Origin of the sequence: Massilia sp. CF038 (assembly GCF_900129765.1) — a bacterium.
Lineage (GTDB): Bacteria > Pseudomonadota > Gammaproteobacteria > Burkholderiales > Burkholderiaceae_D > Telluria_A.
In genome coordinates, this window is sequence record NZ_FQWU01000002.1 from 1,737,869 (window position 1) to 1,752,250 (window position 14,382).

16 protein-coding genes are annotated in these 14,382 nt (G+C 62.3%); 10 read left to right on the top strand and 6 right to left on the bottom strand.

Annotation, left to right across the window (positions count from 1 at the left end):
- Positions 1-216: 216 nt before the first annotated feature.
- Entirely contained in the window at positions 217-1,104 is an 888-nt protein-coding gene (locus tag BUC24_RS18235) for a methyltransferase domain-containing protein (protein ID WP_083598986.1), read from the bottom strand.
- 112 nt (positions 1,105-1,216) lie between these two features.
- Between BUC24_RS18235 and BUC24_RS18240 the strand changes: the two genes are divergently transcribed.
- The 5 genes from BUC24_RS18240 to BUC24_RS18260 all read left to right on the top strand — a co-directional run bounded on the left by BUC24_RS18240 (position 1,217) and on the right by BUC24_RS18260 (position 7,604).
- Positions 1,217-1,972 carry a ComF family protein gene (locus BUC24_RS18240; RefSeq protein ID WP_073220326.1) on the top strand — a complete coding sequence of 252 codons (756 nt, stop codon included), beginning with the start codon at positions 1,217-1,219 and terminating at the stop codon, positions 1,970-1,972.
- 21 nt (positions 1,973-1,993) lie between these two features.
- Entirely contained in the window at positions 1,994-2,464 is a 471-nt protein-coding gene (trmL, locus tag BUC24_RS18245) for a tRNA (uridine(34)/cytosine(34)/5-carboxymethylaminomethyluridine(34)-2'-O)-methyltransferase TrmL (protein WP_073220329.1), read from the top strand.
- A gap of 161 nt (positions 2,465-2,625) precedes the next feature.
- The gene (locus BUC24_RS27005) at positions 2,626-5,730 is read left to right on the top strand and encodes a patatin-like phospholipase family protein (RefSeq protein WP_073219401.1); all 3,105 of its coding nucleotides are present in this window, start codon (positions 2,626-2,628) and stop codon (positions 5,728-5,730) included.
- 115 nt (positions 5,731-5,845) lie between these two features.
- Positions 5,846-6,133 (top strand): hypothetical protein, encoded by a 288-nt coding sequence (locus tag BUC24_RS18255; protein WP_073219404.1) that lies wholly within the window; start codon positions 5,846-5,848, stop codon positions 6,131-6,133.
- Entirely contained in the window at positions 6,120-7,604 is a 1,485-nt protein-coding gene (locus BUC24_RS18260) for a S8 family serine peptidase (protein ID WP_073219407.1), read from the top strand. Before BUC24_RS18255 ends, BUC24_RS18260 begins: the two co-directional genes overlap by 14 nt.
- 153 nt (positions 7,605-7,757) lie before the next feature.
- Here BUC24_RS18260 and BUC24_RS18265 read toward each other — a convergent pair whose 3' ends face one another.
- Genes BUC24_RS18265 through BUC24_RS18275 form a run of 3 tightly spaced genes read right to left on the bottom strand, consistent with a single transcriptional unit; the run spans position 7,758 to position 9,669 of the window.
- Positions 7,758-8,231, bottom strand: a complete 474-nt coding sequence (locus BUC24_RS18265; protein ID WP_073219410.1) for an adenylyltransferase/cytidyltransferase family protein — start codon at positions 8,229-8,231, stop codon at positions 7,758-7,760.
- A gap of 10 nt (positions 8,232-8,241) precedes the next feature.
- Positions 8,242-8,478, bottom strand: coding sequence for a DUF3717 domain-containing protein (locus BUC24_RS18270; protein WP_073219413.1), 237 nt, complete (start codon positions 8,476-8,478; stop codon positions 8,242-8,244).
- A 12-nt stretch (positions 8,479-8,490) separates the two neighbouring features.
- A complete protein-coding gene (locus BUC24_RS18275; protein WP_073219416.1) occupies positions 8,491-9,669 on the bottom strand; it encodes a PilT/PilU family type 4a pilus ATPase in 1,179 nt (392 codons plus the stop codon).
- A gap of 160 nt (positions 9,670-9,829) precedes the next feature.
- Between BUC24_RS18275 and BUC24_RS18280 the strand changes: the two genes are divergently transcribed.
- From BUC24_RS18280 to BUC24_RS18300, 5 genes are all read left to right on the top strand, one after another.
- Complete coding sequence (locus BUC24_RS18280; RefSeq protein ID WP_073219419.1) at positions 9,830-10,771, top strand: hydrogen peroxide-inducible genes activator; 942 nt, start codon at positions 9,830-9,832, stop codon at positions 10,769-10,771.
- 7 nt (positions 10,772-10,778) lie between these two features.
- Positions 10,779-11,633: a 4-hydroxybenzoate octaprenyltransferase gene (gene ubiA, locus BUC24_RS18285; protein ID WP_073219422.1), complete on the top strand. Its 855-nt coding sequence runs from the start codon at positions 10,779-10,781 to the stop codon at positions 11,631-11,633.
- 64 nt (positions 11,634-11,697) lie between these two features.
- Positions 11,698-12,018 (top strand): ElaB/YgaM/YqjD family protein, encoded by a 321-nt coding sequence (locus BUC24_RS18290; protein WP_083598987.1) that lies wholly within the window; start codon positions 11,698-11,700, stop codon positions 12,016-12,018.
- A 6-nt stretch (positions 12,019-12,024) separates the two neighbouring features.
- The gene (locus tag BUC24_RS18295) at positions 12,025-12,402 is read left to right on the top strand and encodes a phage holin family protein (RefSeq protein ID WP_073219426.1); all 378 of its coding nucleotides are present in this window, start codon (positions 12,025-12,027) and stop codon (positions 12,400-12,402) included.
- Positions 12,395-12,712, top strand: a complete 318-nt coding sequence (locus BUC24_RS18300) for a hypothetical protein (protein ID WP_073219428.1) — start codon at positions 12,395-12,397, stop codon at positions 12,710-12,712. The genes BUC24_RS18295 and BUC24_RS18300 overlap by 8 nt, the downstream gene beginning before the upstream one ends.
- Before the next feature lie 122 nt (positions 12,713-12,834).
- Here the strand turns inward: BUC24_RS18300 and proC are convergent, their stop codons facing one another.
- Both proC and BUC24_RS18310 read right to left on the bottom strand, forming a co-directional pair.
- Complete coding sequence (gene proC / locus BUC24_RS18305; RefSeq protein ID WP_073219431.1) at positions 12,835-13,650, bottom strand: pyrroline-5-carboxylate reductase; 816 nt, start codon at positions 13,648-13,650, stop codon at positions 12,835-12,837.
- A 13-nt stretch (positions 13,651-13,663) separates the two neighbouring features.
- Positions 13,664-14,365, bottom strand: a complete 702-nt coding sequence (locus BUC24_RS18310) for a YggS family pyridoxal phosphate-dependent enzyme (RefSeq protein WP_073220336.1) — start codon at positions 14,363-14,365, stop codon at positions 13,664-13,666.
- Positions 14,366-14,382 lie beyond the last annotated feature (17 nt).

Here is a 14,382-nt window from a genome sequence, read left to right on the forward strand (position 1 = left end):
TACGGGTGCCGCAGCGCCCTTGCCCATGCTGTTTGCTATTGCTTCCCACTGTTGTCCGTCCGATATCCACGCTCAAATTTCACGCTCTTACGGGCACAGTCGACAAAATTAGTCGTTGATTATACTAAAGGAACACGACCTGCATCAAGGACAAATGCGCCTTTCCATGGGCGTGGGACTTGACATTGCACACTCTGGCCCCACCTTTTTGGCCGGCTATGTGCGCGGCTGGAAGCGGATAATGGCTTCCCCTGCCCGCGTGACGCGCGGCGCGGGCCGGAAAGCATGGCCGTAAATCACTTCAAAGCTCAGCACCAGCTTGCCGTCGGCGCGGCGCTGCCCCTCCAGCGCCTGCAACAGGCGCTGCCAGGCGGCCCGCCCCGCCAGCCCGCGCGCACGGGTGGCCAGCGGGTTGCCGCCCAGGGCGCGCACGTCGGCCAGCAAGGCGTGCGGCGTGTCGTAGGTGACGGTGATGAGCTCCATGTCCATGACCGGGGTGGAAAAACCCGCCTCGACCAGCTGATCGCCGAAATCGTGCATGTCCACAAACGGCAGCACGTGGGGCGACTCGTCCATGGCAGCGAATGCCGTGCGCAGCTCGCGCAGGGTGTCCGGCCCAAAGTTGGAGAACATAAGCAAACCGTCGACCCGCAACACGCGCCGCCACTCCGTAAACACGCGGTCAGGCTGTGGATGCCAGTGCAACGCCAGGTTCGACCACACCAGGTCGACCGAGTTCGGCCCCAATGGCAGATTGCCGAAGTCGGCGCACAGCACATCGACCCCGGCCTTGGCAGGCAGCAGCCGTCCCAGCAGCTGGTTCAGCGCGCCAGGTACCGGCGCGGCCGCCGCGGCCGCCAGCGCCATGGCATGGGCCCCGTCCAGCCCCAGCACCTGGGCCGCCGGATAGGCCCGCTGCAGGGTAGCCAGGTCGGCCCCGCTGCCGCAGCCGGCATCCAGCACCCGCGTTGGCGCCACCTTGATCAGCTCGCGCCGTTCATGCATGCGCTTGGCAATTTCACGGCGTAGAAAGTCGGCTGTCGCCACCCGGGCAGGATGCGCAAACAATTGCCGCACGCGCGCCAGGTCAATGGGCGCGCTCATTTTGGACGGAGCTTGAGGAGAAGACATGGTATGGGAGCAGACGGTAGCGCAAACAAGGGGCGCTGAAATGCGATAATGGCAGCAGTGTACCCGTTTGTGGGAATTCAAGCCGATGCGCCATTGCCTGCACGCCCTGGCTTCGCGCTGGCCGTGGCAGCTGGCGCGCAGCTTGAGCGCCTCTTTGTTGCCGACCAGCTGCGCTCTGTGCGGCATGGACAGCGACGCCGCCGTCTGCGGGCCGTGCCAGGCGCACTTTCTGGCGCCAGCGCCGGCACGCTGCCGCTGCTGCGCCAATCCCTTGGCGGCGCGCGACGCACGGTGGCCGTGCGCGGCCTGCCAGAGCGCCCCGCCCGCCTACGACGCGACGGTGGCAGTGACCGACTATGCCGCCCCGGTCGACCAGCTGGTGCTGCAATTGAAGTTTGGCGCCTGTCTGGCGCTGGCGCCCTGGATGGGACAGCGCCTGGGCCAGGCTGCGCTGGGCCAGCGGCCGCAAGCCCTGCCAGATGTACTGTGTGCGGTGCCGCTGGGCCCGCAGCGGCTGATTGAGCGCGGCTTTAATCAGGCGCTGGAAATTGCGCGCCCGCTCGCGCGCACCCTGGGCGTGCCACTGCATGCGCAGCTGGCCCTGCGCGCCCGCGAAACACAGGCGCAATCGGCCGTGGCGCCAGCCGATCGGCGCCGCAACATTCGCCACGCCTTTATTGTGGCGCCCGATGCCCTGGCCCTGGTGCGCGGCCGGCACATTGGCGTGGTGGATGATGTAATGACCAGTGGTGCCACCCTGAACGAACTGGCGCGCACGTTCAAACGTTTTGGCGCCGCGCGCGTGAGCAATTTTGTGTTCGCCCGCACACCGCCCCATTAATTCGATGACAGGAGAATGATTTTGTTCCACGTTGTATTGGTAGAACCCGAGATCCCGCCCAACACCGGCAACGTGATCCGCCTGTGCGCCAACACGGGCGCCCAGTTGCACCTGATCGAGCCGCTTGGCTTTCCGCTTGACGATGCCAAGATGAAGCGCGCCGGCCTCGATTACCACGATTACGCCACCATGAAAGTGCACAAGAGCTGGGACGCTTTCCTGGCCGATTGCCAGCCCGATCCGGCGCGCATGTTCGCCCTGACCACCCATGGCTCATCCCCGTTCGCCGATGCGGCCTTCCGTCCCGGCGACGTGTTTGTGTTTGGGTCGGAAACGCGCGGCCTGGACCCGGCCCTGCGCAACAGCTTCCCGGCCGCCCAGCGCATCCGCCTGCCCATGCGGCCGGACAACCGCAGCCTGAACTTGTCGAACACCGTGGCGGTGGTGGTGTTTGAAGCCTGGCGCCAGAACGGTTACCTGGGCGGCGCCTGAAGCAAGCCTGAATAACCACAGCGTGACACGAAAATTGGCGCGCACGTGACAATTCAATAGTATCAGCGGCGCTTTTTGGCCTATCCTGAACCGTTATCAAAATAACACGCATAACTTGCCCTTATGCCCATGATTTTGATCAATACGCAGGAAGGATTGCCATGACAGCCGCCTACACCAGCAGCCAGGCCGCCGACATCCAGCGCAAGCTGGCCAGCATTGCCGAACAGTTCAGCCGGCCGCTGCCGGATGACATCGCCCAATTTCTGGCCGGGCCGACCACCTGCGGCGACAGCCCGCTGCTGCGCCGCACCCTCAGCCTGTTCAACGCCGAGTTCTGCAAATACCACGAAGACGAGCCAGACTATGACGAGCAGGTCTGGCGCGCGCTCGACGCCGTCGCCGGCAGCGTCCAGAACGAGGTCTGGCAGTTCGAACTGGACGGCATCAAGCTGCGCAAGCCGCCTGCCGGCGTGCGCCCGGCCGATGAAGCGGGCGTGATCAGTGCCGCCCACCGCGCCGAGCTGGCCGGGCTGGCTTTTTCCGGCGGCGGCATCCGCAGCGCCACCTTCAACCTGGGCATCCTGCAGGCGCTGGCTGCCAACCGTCTGCTGCGCGACTTCGATTATCTGTCCACCGTGTCGGGCGGAGGCTACATCGGGTCCTGGCTGTCACGCTGGCTGAACAAAGAGAACGATATCGCCATGGTCGAGAGCAAGCTCGCGCCCAAGCCCGAAACCCCGGGCGCAGTGCACGAAGCAGCGCAGATCACCTTCCTGCGCCAGCACAGCAACTTCCTCACGCCCAAAACAGGATTTTTCAGCGCCGACACCTGGTCCATGCTGTCGATCTATGTGCGCAACACCATGCTCAACCTGACCATGCTGGTGGCGCTGCTGGCCGTGGCCATGATGGTGCCGCGCCTGCTGGTGGCGCTGGTGGCCTGGCTGGGGCCGGGCTTCAAGACCCAGTTTGCCGTGCTGGGCTGGGCGGCCGCCCTGTGGGCCGTGTTCTGCATTGCGCTCAGCATTTCCGTCAAGCCCAGCAAGGGCGCGCGCGACTGGTTGCGCGGGCAGAGCCAGACCAATGTGATCACCTTTGTCGTACTGCCCCTGATGGTGGCTGGCTTTGCCGGCAGCATTGCCATCTGGTACGGCAAAGACAGCTTGCTGCCGATCTGGGCGCACCTGGGCACCTTCGATTCTCTGCATCCATTCTGGCTGTTCTTCCCCGGCACGCTGTATTTCTTTGCCTGGGCCTGTGGCTGGAGCGGCGCCCAAGCCTTGAACGCCGGTTCCTGGCGCGCCGTGGACTGGAGCGCGGCGCGGCGCGAATGGCCCGGCCATTTCGGCTGCGCCGCCGCGGCCTACGCCATTGGCACGCTGCTGTTGCTGGCCACGCTGAAAGGCACCTACCGCCTGGCTCTGTTCGACGATGCCGAATTTGCCAGCGGCATGCCGGTGCACCTGGTGGCGCTGGGCATGCCCATTGTGCTGTCGCTGTTTGGCGTTACCATGATTTTATGCATCGGCCTGGTCGGCCGCATGTACTCCGAAGCCAGCCGCGAATGGTGGGCGCGCCAGGGCGCCTGGACCATTATCCTGTCGCTGGCCTGGCTGGGCCTGTGCGTGATGAGCTTGTACGGTCCGCCGCTGATCGATTATCTGATGGCCAGCGCCGGCGGCTGGGGCAGCAAGATCATGGCCAGCACCTGGGTCGGCGCCACCATTGCCGGTCTGCTGCTGGGGCGCGGCGACAGTACCGGCAAGGATGACAGAAAACCGTATTTCAGCTTCATTGCAGGCATGGCGCCGGCCGTGTTTGCAGCCGGCCTGATGGCCCTGGTGTCAGCCGCTTCGTTCCGCGCCACACTGGCCCTGAGCCCAACAACCAACCGCCCAATCGAGAGCGGCATTCTGGACGCGTATTACGCCAACTCCGATTTCATTCCCGCCCACATCACCGTCGGCACCCTGACCGTGCTCCTGATTGGCGGCTTCCTGCTGGCGCGCCGGGTCGACATCAACAAGTTTTCGCTGTACATGATGTACCGCAACCGCCTGACCCGCGCCTTCCTGGGCGCCCACAACAAGGGCCGCACCGCGCACCCCTTTACCGGCTTTGATGAAGATGATGATGTGCTGCTGTCGCAACTGCTGGCCAACCGCGCCGGCCAGATGCAGCGCCCCTTCCACATCATCAACACCACGCTGAATATGGTCAGCGGCACCGAACTTGCCTGGCAGACCAGGCGCGCCAGCGGCTTTGCCTTTACCCCAGCCTTCTGCGGCTTTGAACTGCCCGCCATGCCAACTCCGAGCGGGCGTACTGCACCCGGCGAAGCGGCACGCGGCTGTTACCGCCGCACTTGCGATTACGATACCGCCGGCAGTGTGGCGGGCGACGACGATGGCGGCATCAAGCTGGGCATGGCAATGGCAGTGTCGGGCGCTGCCGTAAGCCCGAACATGGGCTATCACTCGTCACCCGCGCTGGCTTTCTTGCTGACCTTGTTTAACGTCCGCCTGGGCCGCTGGTTTGCCAATCCGCTCTGGCACAACTGGAAGAAGCGCTCGCCTGACTTTGGCATGGCCCCGCTGCTGTCGGAAATGTTTGGCCTGAGCGATTCGCGCGCGCACTACCTGAGCTTGTCCGACGGCGGCCATTTCGAAAACCTGGGCATCTACGAGCTGGTGCGGCGGCGCTGCCGCCTGATCGTGGTGGTTGACGCGGGCGCCGACGGCAACCTGCATTTTGATGATCTGGGCAATGCCATCCGCAAATGCGCTACCGACCTGAACATCCAGATCGACATCGACGTCAGCAAAGTCGACCTGATCAAGGCGGGTGACTTCAGCACTGCGCATTACGCCACCGGCAAGATCCGCTACAGCCAGACCGACAAGCTGGCCCCCGGCGCCGATCCGAACGACAAAGTCGTGGACGGCACCCTGCTCTACATTAAGCCTTCCTTGCTGGGCAGCGAACCGGCTGACGTGCTCAACTACCGCAAGAGCAACAAGGATTTCCCGCATCAGACCACGGGCGACCAGTGGTTCGATGAAACCCAGTTCGAGAGCTACCGGGCGCTCGGCTACCGGATCGGCATGCTGGCCTTCCGCCAGGCGGCCGAAGCAGTCACGCCGGCCGGCAAGGAAAACCGCATCAGCGCGATCTGCGCCATCTTTGAAGGCATTTTCGGCAACGGCAGCGCCGTGCGCCATCAACTGCACGTGGTGCCAAAACGGCACGGCACGCGCCGCTAAACTGAACGGCAAACCATGCACGCTGCATGTGTGGCGTGCACGATTGCTGTGTTCATGCGGAATTTTCCGCCAGGCTTTATTATCGTAGCAACCGAGCCCAGCCTCCTTTGCCGCCATGATCAAGCTCCAACTTCTGCTGCGTCACCCCGGTACCGATCCCGCCATCGATGCTGGTTTGCAGGCTGCATTGGAAGCAGTTGGCTTGCAGGTAACCGGCAGCGGCCGCGCCACTGTCTCGGCCCAGATCACCCCTGACGCCTTCGCCCACCTGTTCGGGCCGACGCCCGACCTGTCGGCGCTGCCTGTGCCGGCGTCCGTGGCCGGCCAGATCAGCCTCATTACCACCGCGCCGCAGCACTGCGCGACCACTGACCCATTGAAAGGCAAGAATGCAGCCCTATAAGCTCAGCCAGAGTTTTCCGCCGCCTGGCGCCGCTGCCCCGGCCGACGCCATTTTGCGCATCGCCGTCACGTTCAAGGGTCGGACCCGTACCGGTCCGACCAAGTTTCCGGCACGCCTGTCGTCCAGCAGCATTGTCAGTTTCGAGCCCGAGCCGGGTGAAATGGAAACGGCGATTGAAGCCTTGCGCCGCCACGGTTTTGTGGTCTCCGGCAAAGGCCGCATGACGGTTTCGATCCGCGGCACTGTGGCCCAGTTCGAACGCGTGTTCGGCACCCGCCTGACTACCATTGCGCTGGACAAATCACTGTGCTATTCGAGCCCCTGCGTGTATTACCCCCCCGAAGGCGCAGACTGGAACCCCGACCCGGTCCTGTTCCAGCTGATCGACGACGCTTACATCCAGTGGCCGCACATCTACCTGTCCGATCCGCTGATCAGCGCGCGCCCGCCGGAAGTCGATTACTTCCATCTCGACGTGCTCAATGATGTGCCGGCCAAGCTGAACGTGCCGCCGATTCACCGCGAGCGGCACAATGGCGAAGGCATCCGCATCGCCATGATCGACACCGGCTTTGACCACGCCCATCCCTTCTTTGTGCGCAACGGTTTCACCTCGTCGGTGGTGCTGGCACCGTCGGCGTCGAACCGCGCCACCGACCCTGGCAGCCATGGCACGGGGGAATCGGCCAATGTGTTTGCGGTCGCGCCCAAGGTCACGTTCATTGGGGTGAAGCTCGGTGACGATGCCGATCCACATGGCGGCGCCAGCATTCTGGAAGGCTTCCAGGAAGCGCTCAAGCACAAGCCGCACGTCATCACGGTCAGCATGTGCTACGACTTGCGCGAACTCGATGGCGGCGGCGAACTGCGCGAATTGCCGAATGGCCTGAAGCCGCTGGAAGCGGAAATCCAGGCGGCCATTGCTGCTGGCATCGTGGTCGTGTTCGCAGCAGGAAATGGCCACTACGCATTCCCGGCGTCGATGCCGGAAGTAATCAGCGTGGGTGGGGCCTTTGTTGGCGAAGACGGCGCCATGCGTGCCTCCGATTATGCTTCGGCGTTTACCAGCACCATTTATTCCGGGCGCCATGTGCCCGATGTGTGTGGCCTGGTGGGTCTGCTGCCGTTTGGCGACTACATCATGCTGCCGGTGCCTGCCGGCGGCGACATCGACATCAGCAACGCCGCCCATGACGGCACCACTGCTGGCGATGGCTGGGCGGTGTTCAGCGGCACCTCTGCCTCGGCGCCGCAGATTGCCGCCGTGTGTGCGCTGCTGTTGCAAAAGAACCCCAAGCTGACACCTGCCGAGGTGAAGGCCTTGCTGACACGCACGGCGGTGGACGTGCGCGAAGGCGCGGCCAATCCGGCCAGCGATCCGGAGGGTGTGGGCCTCAAAGCGGGCCCGGGCGTCGATGGCGCGACGGGCGCCGGGCTGGTCGATGCACATGCGGCCTGGATGCAAGCGTAGCCCCGAACAGCCGCTACATCGCCCTCGCGGAGGCGGGGGCCTATAGCACTGTGCCGAATTCGGACAAGTGCTATAGGCCCCCGCCAAGGGGGCCGCCGAGGCCGAGGGCGATGTTAATCAGCAGTATTTTCTACGTGCGGTCCTATGCACGAATCACGCGCGAATTTTCCCCAGCAATTTCGTGGTCGAGCGATCGTGTTTGAAATCAATGGCCACCGCTTGACCACCATACGCAATGACCGCCTGTCCCTCTGGAATGGCCGTCATATCATAATCGCCGCCCTTCGCGTAAATCTCGGGGCGCGCTTCGAGTACGACTTCCAGCGCCGTATCTTCATCAAACTCCACCACCAGACTCACTGATTCCAGCGCGGCCAGCACGGCCATACGATCAGGCGCCGCATTCAAAGGGCGGTCATCACCCTTCCCCAAGCGCTTGACGGACGCGTCGGTATTGGCAGCCACCACCAGCGAGGCGCCCAGGGCGCGCGCCTGCGCCAGATAAGTCACATGTCCGCGATGCAGGATATCGAAAACGCCGTTGGTCAACACGACCGGTTTGGGTAGCGCGGCAACGCGCTCCTGCAGTTCGGCGCGGGTACAGATTTTTTGTTCGAAGTCGGGCATGAATGTATATTCAAAAACTATTTGTTGGGGAAAGCAGAGGCGAGTTTGGAATAGGTCCGAGCAGGCGGCGAATTTCCGGGTCAAGCGTGGCAATATTCACCACCAGCTGCCCCCTGAAAATCATCAACGCATACACAGTCGCCAATGCATTGACTTCAGGCGACAGCGCAAACTCGTTGCCGCGTGCCGGTCGCAGGTCGCGCCAGAAATTGATTGCCGCCTCCAGCTCCTGCACGCGCAAGTCCATCGCCCCTCCGTATTACTCGTCTTCCGGCTCCTCTTCGACTTCCATCGACAGGTCGTCCGCCGTGCGCGCCTTGTTTTCCATGCCCGGCTCCTTGCGGTCGCCACGCAGCTTGATCTGCAGGCGCAGGCCGTTGGCCGAGTCGGCGTTGCGGATCGCCTCGTCATAGCCGATCTGCCCTTTGTTATACAGCTCGTACAAGGCCTGGTCAAACGTGCACATGCCAAGCTCGCGCGACTTGTGCATGATTTCCTTGATGCCCTGGAAGTTGCCTTTCAAGATCATCTCGGCAATAGTCGGCGTGTTCAGCAGAATTTCAATGGCTGCCTTGCGGCCCTTGCCGTCTTCGGTCCGCACCAGGCGCTGCGACACAATCGCACGCAGGTTCGACGACAAATCCATCAGCAACTGATTGCGCCGCTCTTCGGGGAAGAAGTTGATGATGCGGTCCATGGTCTGGTTCGAGTTGTTCGCGTGCAGCGTGCCCAGGCACAGGTGCCCGGTCTCGGCAAACGCGATCGCGTGTTCCATGGTTTCAGTATCGCGGATCTCGCCAATCAGAATCACGTCCGGCGCTTGGCGCAAGGTGTTCTTCAGCGCATGGTGCCACGACAAGGTATCGACGCCGACTTCGCGGTGCGTGATCAGGCAGCTCTTGTTCTTGTGCACATATTCAACCGGATCTTCCACCGTGATGATGTGGCCAGCCGAATTGGCGTTGCGGTAGTCGATCATGGCCGCCAGCGTGGTCGACTTGCCGGAACCGGTACCACCAACCACCAGCACCAGACCGCGCTTGGTCATGATGACTTCTTTCAGAATGTCCGGCAGATCGAGCTTTTCAAAGGTCGGAATTTCCGACGCGATGGTCCGCACCACCATGCCCACCGACTGCTGCTGCACAAACACGTTGACGCGGAAACGGCACACATTCGGCAGCGAAATAGCAAAATTGCATTCCATTTCCGTCTCGAACTCGCGCGTCTGCTTCGTGTTCATGATCGACAGCGCCAATGCGCGCGTCACGTCGGGCGACAGTTTTTGCTGGCTCATCGGTTTCATCGCGCCCTGATGCTTCATGCTGGGCGGGAAATCCGCTGAAATAAACAAGTCCGACCCACCTTGCTGGTGCATGACAGTGAGTAATTTATGGATGTAAGCCTGGGCTTCTGCCGGGCCAAAGGTGGTGGACATGCGCGCCTTTCAATAGAATGTGCTTAGCGGAAATCCGCCGTGCTCCAATTATATCGAGAGCATTCCGGGTAGAATATAATTTCTTTGCTGACTGATTAGCAACTCTGTGTCGCGCCAGCCGCACGGGCTTGCTCCCGCAATCATCCGTTCCTAGCTCTCTATGACCCTGACCGAACTGAAATATATCGTTGCCGTAGCGCGTGCGAAACATTTCGGGCATGCCGCTGAAGCGTGTTACGTGGCCCAGCCGACCCTGTCGGTAGCCATCAAAAAACTGGAAGATGAGCTCGGCGTCGTGTTGTTTGAGCGCGGCGGTGCCGAAATTTCGGTCACGCCGCTCGGCGCGCAAATCATTGCGCAAGCCGAAAGGGTGCTGGAACAGACAGCGGCCATCAAGGAGCTGGCCAAACAGAACAAGGACCCGCTGGCCGGTCCGCTGCGTCTGGGGGTCATCTACACCATCGGGCCTTACCTGCTGCCGCCACTGGTCAAGAACTTGATCGAGCAAGTGCCGCAGATGCCCCTGATTCTGCAAGAAAATTTCACCGTGCGTTTACTGGAACTGCTGCGCCAGGGCGAGCTGGACGCGGCCATCATGGCCCTGCCCCTGCCCGAACACGGCATGTCGATGCAAACCTTGTACGACGAACCCTTCGTCGTCGCCACACCGCAAAACCATCCCTGGGCCAAGCGCAAGTCGGTCTCGGCCCAGGACCTCAAATCCGAAACCATGCTGTTGCTTGGCAACGGCCACTGCTTCCGCGACCAGGTGCTGGAAGTCTGCCCTGAAATGGCGCGCTTCTCAACGCCTGGCAACGGCATGCAGCGCACCTTCGAAGGGTCGTCGCTGGAAACGATACGCCACATGGTCGCCAGCGGCATCGGCCTGACTGTGCTGCCGCGCGCATCCGTGCCCGACATGGCGGCCAAGAACAGCATGCTGGCCTTTGTGCCGTTCGAAGCGCCGGTGCCGTCGCGCCGCGTCGTGATCGTGTGGCGCAAGAGCTTCACGCGGCGCGCCGCGATCGATGCGATCTGCGCTGCCGTGGCTGCCTGCGACCTGCCTGGTGTCAATATGCTCGCGCTGGAAGAAGCCGCCTGATGCCGCAATGAACAAGCTGTCCCTGTATTTCCGCCTGGTCCGCCTCGATAAACCCATTGGCATCCTGCTGTTGCTATGGCCGACATTGATTGCGCTCTGGATCGCTGGCGCCGGCCGGCCCAATCTGTGGGTGGTCGCCATTTTCACGCTGGGCACTGTGCTGATGCGCTCGGCAGGCTGCGCCATCAATGACTATGCCGACCGCGATATCGACAAACACGTCAAGCGCACGGCCGAACGCCCTATCACCAGCGGCCGCATCAAGGGCTGGGAAGCGGTGGCCGTGGCCGCCGTGCTGGCGATCCTGGCTTTCCTGCTGATCCTGCCCTTGAATACGCTGACCAAGCAAATGTCGGTCGCGGCCGTGATCATTGCCGGCACCTACCCTTACTTCAAGCGCTTTTTTGCCATTCCGCAGGCGTATCTGGGTATTGCTTTCGGTTTTGGCATTCCCATGGCATTTGCCGCGCTGTGGAACGAGGTACCGGCACTGGCCTGGTGGCTGCTGCTGGCCAATGTATTCTGGGCAGTTGCCTACGATACCGAGTACGCCATGGTCGACCGCGACGACGACCTCAAAATCGGCATCCGCACCTCCGCCATTACCTTCGGCCGCTTCGACGTGGCTGCCGTGATGTTCTGCTACGGCGCGGCCCTGGCCATCATCTTGCTGTGCGGCTGGCAAGTTGGCTTGCGCTGGTACTTTGTCGCGGGCGTGGCCGTGGCCGCTGCCATTGCGCTCTACCACTACACTTTGATCCGCGAACGCGACCGGATGCGCTGTTTTTATGCATTTCGCCACAACAATTGGTTGGGTGCGGCCCTTTTTGCCGGTGTCGCGTTAGACTACGCCTTCGGATAATGTTGTCCTTATTGCACGCGCTGTGTCGTTTGCAGCCGTGCCTTTCACTCGTGAGGTAATAAAAATGATCGAATCCATCCCAACCAAACCAGGCGCACGCGATCAACTGATGAGCGATCTGAAATCCGTGATCCAGGACGCCGAAGCGTGGTTGCGCAACGGCAGCCACCTGACGGGCGAAGAATTGCAAGCGGCCAAAGCCAAATTCGAGCGCACCCTGTCCAGCGCCAAGGCTGACCTGATCCGCCTGGAAGAAACCGTGGTCGCCAAGACCAAGGAAGCGGCCAAGGCCACCGACGAATACGTGCACGAGAACCCATGGAAAGCAGTGGGCATCGGCGCCGCCGCCGGTCTGGTCATCGGCATGCTGATCGCACGGAAATAAGCCGCCATGGCGATCGCGGAAACGGTAGGACGCATCGGCGGAACCCTGGTTGCCATGGTGCAGACGCGCCTGGCGCTGGCCGCGGTCGAAATCGAGGAAGAATCGCAGCGCCTGCTCGGCTACTTTGTGCTGGCGCTGCTGTCGATGATCCTGTTCGGCATTGCCATGGTGCTGGTGGCGCTGACCATCGTTCTGGTGTTCTGGGATACCTACCGGCTCGAAGCGGCCGTGGGCCTGGCGGCGGCGTTTGCTGCGGCCGGGACATGGGTCATGTTCCAGCTCAAGGCAAGTATTGCCACCAAGCCGCGCTTGCTGGCAGCAACGGCGGCCGAGTTGAACAAGGATCTCAATTTCATTCGTAATGCGGGGGGCGGCAATGACTGAGCAAATCGTGTACCCGACCCTGACTGAACGGCGTGACGCACTGATCGCTGAATGCTCCATGCAGCGCAGCGAGGTGTCGCATCAGATTGCGGCGCTGCGCTCGCCCATGCAAGGCGGCCTGCGCGGCATTGCCAGCATGCCCAATTTGAAGGTGCCGCTGATGATTGCGGGCGTGGTGCTGGGGATGGTGGTGGTCAAACCATCGCGTGCCATGCCGTTGCTGGCCACCGGTTTGTCGTTGTTTAAGATGGCCAGGAGCGTGATGGAGATCGTGCGCAGCCGGCAGATTGATCCAAGCCAGCACGTTTAAACAAACCGCACCTCGTCCTCGCGAAGGCGGGGACCTATAGCACGCTGAACGACTTCGGGAACGTGCTATAGGTCGCGAGGCGTCGCACCGCCGCCTTCGCGAGGACGATGTATTGGATAGGCTTAATCCTTGCCCATCTCTTCGCCCAGCTCGCGTCCGCGGGCTGCGGCGGCTTTCATCGCTTCGATGATTTTTTCCTTCACGCCACTCTGCTCCATGCTGGTAATGGCCGCGTACGTCGTGCCGCCTTTCGACGTCACTTTCTGGCGCAGCACCGGTACCGTGTCATCCGACTGCACCGCCAGTTGTGCCGCACCGGCAAAGGTTGCCAGCGCCAGCTGCCTGCCCTGCTCTTCGGTCAACCCCATCTCAACGGCAGCCTGCTGCATGGCTTCGATGAAGAAGAACACGTAAGCGGGGCCGCTGCCGGACACCGCCGTGACCGGATCAATCAGGTCTTCGCTGTCGAGCCACACCGTGGCGCCCACGGCTTGCATCACCTGGTCGGCCGCGATGCGCTGGGGCGCACTGACGCCCGCCATCGCCACCATGCCGGTAATGCCGCGCCCGATCAGCGCAGGTGTGTTCGGCATGGTGCGCACGATGGCGCCATAGCCGCCCAGCCAGCGCGACAGGTCCGTACCGCGAATGCCTGCCGCAATTGACAAGATCAAGGGCTGCGCACTCAGGTAAGGAGACAGCGCCGCCGCGACATCGCGCATTTGCTGCGGCTTGACCGCAAGCACGATCACGTCGCTCGCGCCCAGCTCCGGGCCAATCGCCGTTGCCGTGGTCACGCCGTGCGCGGCCTGGAGCTTGCCGAGCGCGTCGGCATTCGGATCCACCACGTGAATCAGCTCACCCTTGGTCAGTTTGCCCGCCAGGCCTGCGATCAATGCCGAGGCCATATTCCCGCCGCCGATAAATGCAATTCTCATCCCGCTCCCTTGTTCATTCATATTTGCGTGAACCAAAAATGGCGCTGCCGATCCGCACGATGGTCGCGCCTTCCGCGATGGCCGCTGCCAGGTCCGAGGACATCCCCATCGACAGCGTATCGATCGCGATACCATCGGCGCGCAGCGCTTCCGCCAGCTTGCGCAAGCGCGCAAAGGCCGCCCGCTGACGGTGAACGGCGGTTTCCGGTTCCGGGATGGCCATCAGCCCGCGCAGCCGCAACCGTGGTAGCTGTGCCACATGCCGCGCCAATTCAGGTAATTCTGCTTCTGTGACACCACTCTTGCTAGCTTCACCACTGATGTTAACCTGAAGACAAATGTTCAGCGGCCCCAGATTGTCAGGCCGTTGCTCGGACAGGCGCTGCGCAATTTTGAGGCGCTCCACCGTGTGCACCCAATCGAAATGGGTGGCAATCGGGCGTGTCTTGTTGCTCTGTATGGGGCCAATGAAATGCCACTCGATGGCGCGGCCAGGCAAAGCGGTGCCGACGGCAGCAATTTTATCGAGCGCTTCCTGCAAATAATTCTCGCCAAACGCGGTTTGGCCCGCGCCAATGGCTTCCAGAACGGCCTCGGCAGGGAAAGTTTTCGACACGGCCAGCAACTGCACATCGGCGCGGGCACGTCCCGCAGCGCTGGCGGCGGCAACAATACTCGCATCGACAGCTTGCAAGTTGTGGACGATTGTGGACATAATCATTTTCGGCGGGC

Excerpts from the sequence above, each read along its gene's own strand:
- BUC24_RS18235 (WP_083598986.1), bottom strand. The coding sequence starts at position 1,104 with ATGAGCGCGCCCATTGACCTGGCGCGCGTGCGGCAATTGTTTGCGCAT.
- BUC24_RS18240 (WP_073220326.1), top strand. The coding sequence starts at position 1,217 with ATGCGCCATTGCCTGCACGCCCTGGCTTCGCGCTGGCCGTGGCAGCTG.
- BUC24_RS27005 (WP_073219401.1), top strand. The coding sequence starts at position 2,626 with ATGACAGCCGCCTACACCAGCAGCCAGGCCGCCGACATCCAGCGCAAG.
- BUC24_RS18255 (WP_073219404.1), top strand. The coding sequence starts at position 5,846 with ATGATCAAGCTCCAACTTCTGCTGCGTCACCCCGGTACCGATCCCGCC.
- BUC24_RS18260 (WP_073219407.1), top strand. The coding sequence starts at position 6,120 with ATGCAGCCCTATAAGCTCAGCCAGAGTTTTCCGCCGCCTGGCGCCGCT.
- BUC24_RS18265 (WP_073219410.1), bottom strand. The coding sequence starts at position 8,231 with ATGCCCGACTTCGAACAAAAAATCTGTACCCGCGCCGAACTGCAGGAG.
- BUC24_RS18270 (WP_073219413.1), bottom strand. The coding sequence starts at position 8,478 with ATGGACTTGCGCGTGCAGGAGCTGGAGGCGGCAATCAATTTCTGGCGC.
- BUC24_RS18275 (WP_073219416.1), bottom strand. The coding sequence starts at position 9,669 with ATGTCCACCACCTTTGGCCCGGCAGAAGCCCAGGCTTACATCCATAAA.
- BUC24_RS18280 (WP_073219419.1), top strand. The coding sequence starts at position 9,830 with ATGACCCTGACCGAACTGAAATATATCGTTGCCGTAGCGCGTGCGAAA.
- ubiA (WP_073219422.1), top strand. The coding sequence starts at position 10,779 with ATGAACAAGCTGTCCCTGTATTTCCGCCTGGTCCGCCTCGATAAACCC.
- BUC24_RS18290 (WP_083598987.1), top strand. The coding sequence starts at position 11,698 with ATGATCGAATCCATCCCAACCAAACCAGGCGCACGCGATCAACTGATG.
- BUC24_RS18295 (WP_073219426.1), top strand. The coding sequence starts at position 12,025 with ATGGCGATCGCGGAAACGGTAGGACGCATCGGCGGAACCCTGGTTGCC.
- BUC24_RS18300 (WP_073219428.1), top strand. The coding sequence starts at position 12,395 with ATGACTGAGCAAATCGTGTACCCGACCCTGACTGAACGGCGTGACGCA.
- proC (WP_073219431.1), bottom strand. The coding sequence starts at position 13,650 with ATGAGAATTGCATTTATCGGCGGCGGGAATATGGCCTCGGCATTGATC.
- BUC24_RS18310 (WP_073220336.1), bottom strand. The coding sequence starts at position 14,365 with ATGTCCACAATCGTCCACAACTTGCAAGCTGTCGATGCGAGTATTGTT.